This is a genomic window from Legionella sp. (assembly GCF_965140895.1).
Taxonomy (GTDB): Bacteria; Pseudomonadota; Gammaproteobacteria; order Legionellales; family Legionellaceae; genus Legionella.
Genome location: NZ_CBCSKT010000072.1, coordinates 1 through 2,912, shown reverse-complemented (window position 1 = coordinate 2,912; position 2,912 = coordinate 1). Strand labels below are relative to the sequence as shown.

Sequence of the window (2,912 nt, the reverse complement as noted above, 5' to 3'; positions counted from 1 at the left end):
TGAAATCTCATAATGCCGATACTTTTAATTCATTTCAGAAAAAATTTCCAGTACTTTCAATGGCGATGGGTATATACCCGCAAGGTCTATATTTACCATCCTCAGTAATATCGGTTGTTTTAAGTATTAAGGTTTCTTCAATATAGTAAAGATCCTTATGAGTACCAATTTCAGGATATATCTTTTTTAAATCTTCAACTTTATTACCGTTTTTTGTTTCGAGATAACAACGAAATTTACTACGAAATAATAATACCCCGGTTTGGAATATGTTATTAGCTTTGATTTCCTCAATAACCCAATAAACGAAAAGAATAATTAACAGAATAAGTGCTATTTTAAGATTTAGACTTATTGTAGAAGGCAAGCTTAATCCTATCCCAAATAGTGTTATAGGTATTTCATTATGCGGAATAAACACAGAAGTGCTGACAATGAGAAGTACCACAAATAATGTTTTCATATGAATTTGGCTCCTCTATTAAATACGCCACTTATTATAAATCACACTCTGCAAACATTTTATGTAAATCAACACGTTACTGAGTTGTTATGATGCTCAATAGTCAACTCAATTTTAATTTAATTGAGTTGTAAAACCCACATTTCGCACCATGGTATTAAACTTTTGTTAATTAAATCAGAATGCATCTAACTGATTAATTTAATAGCAAAATTTGTGTTTCAATACGAATCAACCGGATATTATTTAAGTTAATTTAACTCAACTTTATACATGCTGCGGAACGTAGGGTAAAAAATAATTAATATTTATTTGTACTATATTATTAAAATTAGACCATTTTAAGGATGAATATGAACCTGCATGGATTTAAAGAGTCGTTAATAAGCATTTTAAATAAAACAGTTTCGGAAATTGAAGAGCTTCAGAAAGAATTTGAAGACCCGTTTCATGAGAAGCAATACCAAAACCAAGGCGAGTATGAAAAATTTCTGGATCAAAGAGAATTAGAAGAATTACTACTACAAATGAAGACAATGCTGGCAAGGTTAACTAAATAACTTGGCAATTACGAATTATGGACAAATATATCAAGAGTATCTACATATCTGAAATAATTACACAAGCTAATAGAGCTACCTATTGCGCTCACCAACTTGATCAATTATTACAACAAGACTCTTCCGAGGATTTTTTTCGAGAAGTAGAACATTTTATTCAACACGTTGCGGCTATTTCTCAATTACTCTGGCCTTCACGTAAGAAAGGCCGACAGCGTGCTGAGTATTTGCGAACATATTTAAAGCTTGAGAAGGATAATATATTACATAACCGTGATTTAAGAGATCACCTAGTACATTTTGATGAACGACTTGATAGTGAAGTGGTCAAGCAAAATGTTACACCCCAGTTAAGCAACTTTCATTAAAAAATCACTCTGTTTCTCAAATTGATTTGGACTTAAATATCCTAAATAAGAATGCAATCTGTGGCTGTTATAGAACATGGTGATGTAATTCAAAATGTCCTGTTGGGCTTCCCATCGAGCGCTGCGAGCCATGGAGAGCCGAAGGCGCGGGCGAGTAGTCCCTGGTAGCCTTAGGGCCGGATGTTTTTCCGTAGGAAAAATATAAGGCATCCGAAAAGGCGTCAGTCATTGGGGAGCGCAGATTTTTAGTCCCGAAGGGGACTCAAAATCAAGGGGGACCAGGACGTCCAGGGCCTTTAGCTTCGCGCGTTGGCGAGTCGATTTCGGGGACTGGGACGTCCCGGAATCTTTCACGAGGTAGCGCGACCCTTATTTGATAATTTCGCCATTGAACTCGTTCTTTTTTTAAACTTCCAAAGAAGCTTTCAATAACACTATTATCCCAGCAATCTCCCTTTTTACTCATACTACCAATATAACCTTTATTCATTAATAAGTTACGATATTGGTAACTTGCGTATTGAGTTCCCCTGTCTGAATGAACAACGAGTCCTGATGATGGCTTCCGCTGCCAAATAGCCATATTCAGAGCATCACAGACTAATGTCGCTTTCATGCGGGACCCCATACTCCAACCCACTATTTTTCTTGAAAATAAGTCCATAACAACGGCTAAATAAAGCCAGCCTTCCTGAGTCCAAACATAAGTAATATCGGATACATAAGCTGTATTTGCTTCTTTAACATCAAACTGTCTATTTAAAACGTTTTCATAAACTGGTTGTTTATGGTTACTATTTGTTGTTACTTTGTATTTCTTCCGATAACGAACAAAAACTTGTGCCTCTTTCATTAAACTTTGAGTTCGTCTTCGACCTACTGGATAACCTAATGCATTTAAAGCATTCTTCATCCTGCGGCTTCCATAACAATACTGACTGGCTTCAGCTATTTTTTTTACCCATTCAATAAGTTCCTGATGCTCAGGATCGTCTGGTTTATTTCTTTGCCGTTGCTGATAACTGTAATATCCATGCCGTGTAATGCCCAGTAGTTGACACATTACGCCAACTGGCCAGCTCTTCTTATGTTGGGCGACAAACGAATATTTTACTTCGTTTCTTGAGCAAAGAAGAGCGCCGCCTTTTTTAAGATTTCCTTTTCCATTTTAAGACGTTTATTTTCTTCTTGCAGGCGACGTATTTCTAATTGCTCTGCCGTTAACTTGCCATTGCCTCGAAATGCTTGGCTATCTTGTTCTTTATGTTCTTTTATCCAACGACTTTATAGCGCTTGGGCAATCCCTAAATTATTTGCTGCTTCGGTGACCCCATAACCCTGTTCTAATACCAGGCTAATGGCATCCAGTTTAAATTCTTTTGGGTATTTCTTTCTTATCGTCATTACTTTCTCCAGTTAAGTACATTATCTCTTAACTGGGGTGTATATACCCATTCAACTTGAAGGTACTGGGTTTATGATCTGAAAACTATCATTAATGCGTCGACGGAGGGATTGAGC

General features: G+C 36.5%; 4 protein-coding genes and 1 pseudogene. 2 read left to right on the top strand and 3 right to left on the bottom strand.

The genetic code is table 11. The annotated features are described in order from the left end of the window. Window positions 1–34 precede the first annotated feature (34 nt). Complete coding sequence (locus ACQY7T_RS09170; RefSeq protein ID WP_428412870.1) at window positions 35–463, bottom strand: hypothetical protein; 429 nt, start codon at window positions 461–463, stop codon at window positions 35–37. 353 nt (window positions 464–816) lie between these two features. On the opposite strand from ACQY7T_RS09170, the gene ACQY7T_RS09165 reads away from it, so the two are divergent. Further along, window positions 817–1,023, top strand: a complete 207-nt coding sequence (locus ACQY7T_RS09165) for a hypothetical protein (protein WP_428412868.1) — start codon at window positions 817–819, stop codon at window positions 1,021–1,023. A 17-nt stretch (window positions 1,024–1,040) separates the two neighbouring features. Next, window positions 1,041–1,391: a hypothetical protein gene (locus tag ACQY7T_RS09160; protein ID WP_428412867.1), complete on the top strand. Its 351-nt coding sequence runs from the start codon at window positions 1,041–1,043 to the stop codon at window positions 1,389–1,391. Here ACQY7T_RS09160 and ACQY7T_RS09155 read toward each other — a convergent pair. Then, window positions 1,374–1,523 carry an IS3 family transposase gene (locus tag ACQY7T_RS09155; RefSeq protein ID WP_428412872.1) on the bottom strand — a complete coding sequence of 50 codons (150 nt, stop codon included), beginning with the start codon at window positions 1,521–1,523 and terminating at the stop codon, window positions 1,374–1,376. The two genes, ACQY7T_RS09160 and ACQY7T_RS09155, sit on opposite strands and share 18 nt — an antisense overlap. A 217-nt stretch (window positions 1,524–1,740) precedes the next feature. Continuing rightward, window positions 1,741–2,795 (bottom strand): annotated as a pseudogene (locus ACQY7T_RS09150) (IS3 family transposase); the annotation flags it as partial. Between the last annotated feature and the right edge of the window lie 117 nt (window positions 2,796–2,912).

Excerpts from the sequence above, each read along its gene's own strand:
- ACQY7T_RS09170 (WP_428412870.1), bottom strand. The coding sequence starts at position 463 with ATGAAAACATTATTTGTGGTACTTCTCATTGTCAGCACTTCTGTGTTT.
- ACQY7T_RS09165 (WP_428412868.1), top strand. The coding sequence starts at position 817 with ATGAACCTGCATGGATTTAAAGAGTCGTTAATAAGCATTTTAAATAAA.
- ACQY7T_RS09160 (WP_428412867.1), top strand. The coding sequence starts at position 1,041 with ATGGACAAATATATCAAGAGTATCTACATATCTGAAATAATTACACAA.
- ACQY7T_RS09155 (WP_428412872.1), bottom strand. The coding sequence starts at position 1,523 with ATGGCTCGCAGCGCTCGATGGGAAGCCCAACAGGACATTTTGAATTAC.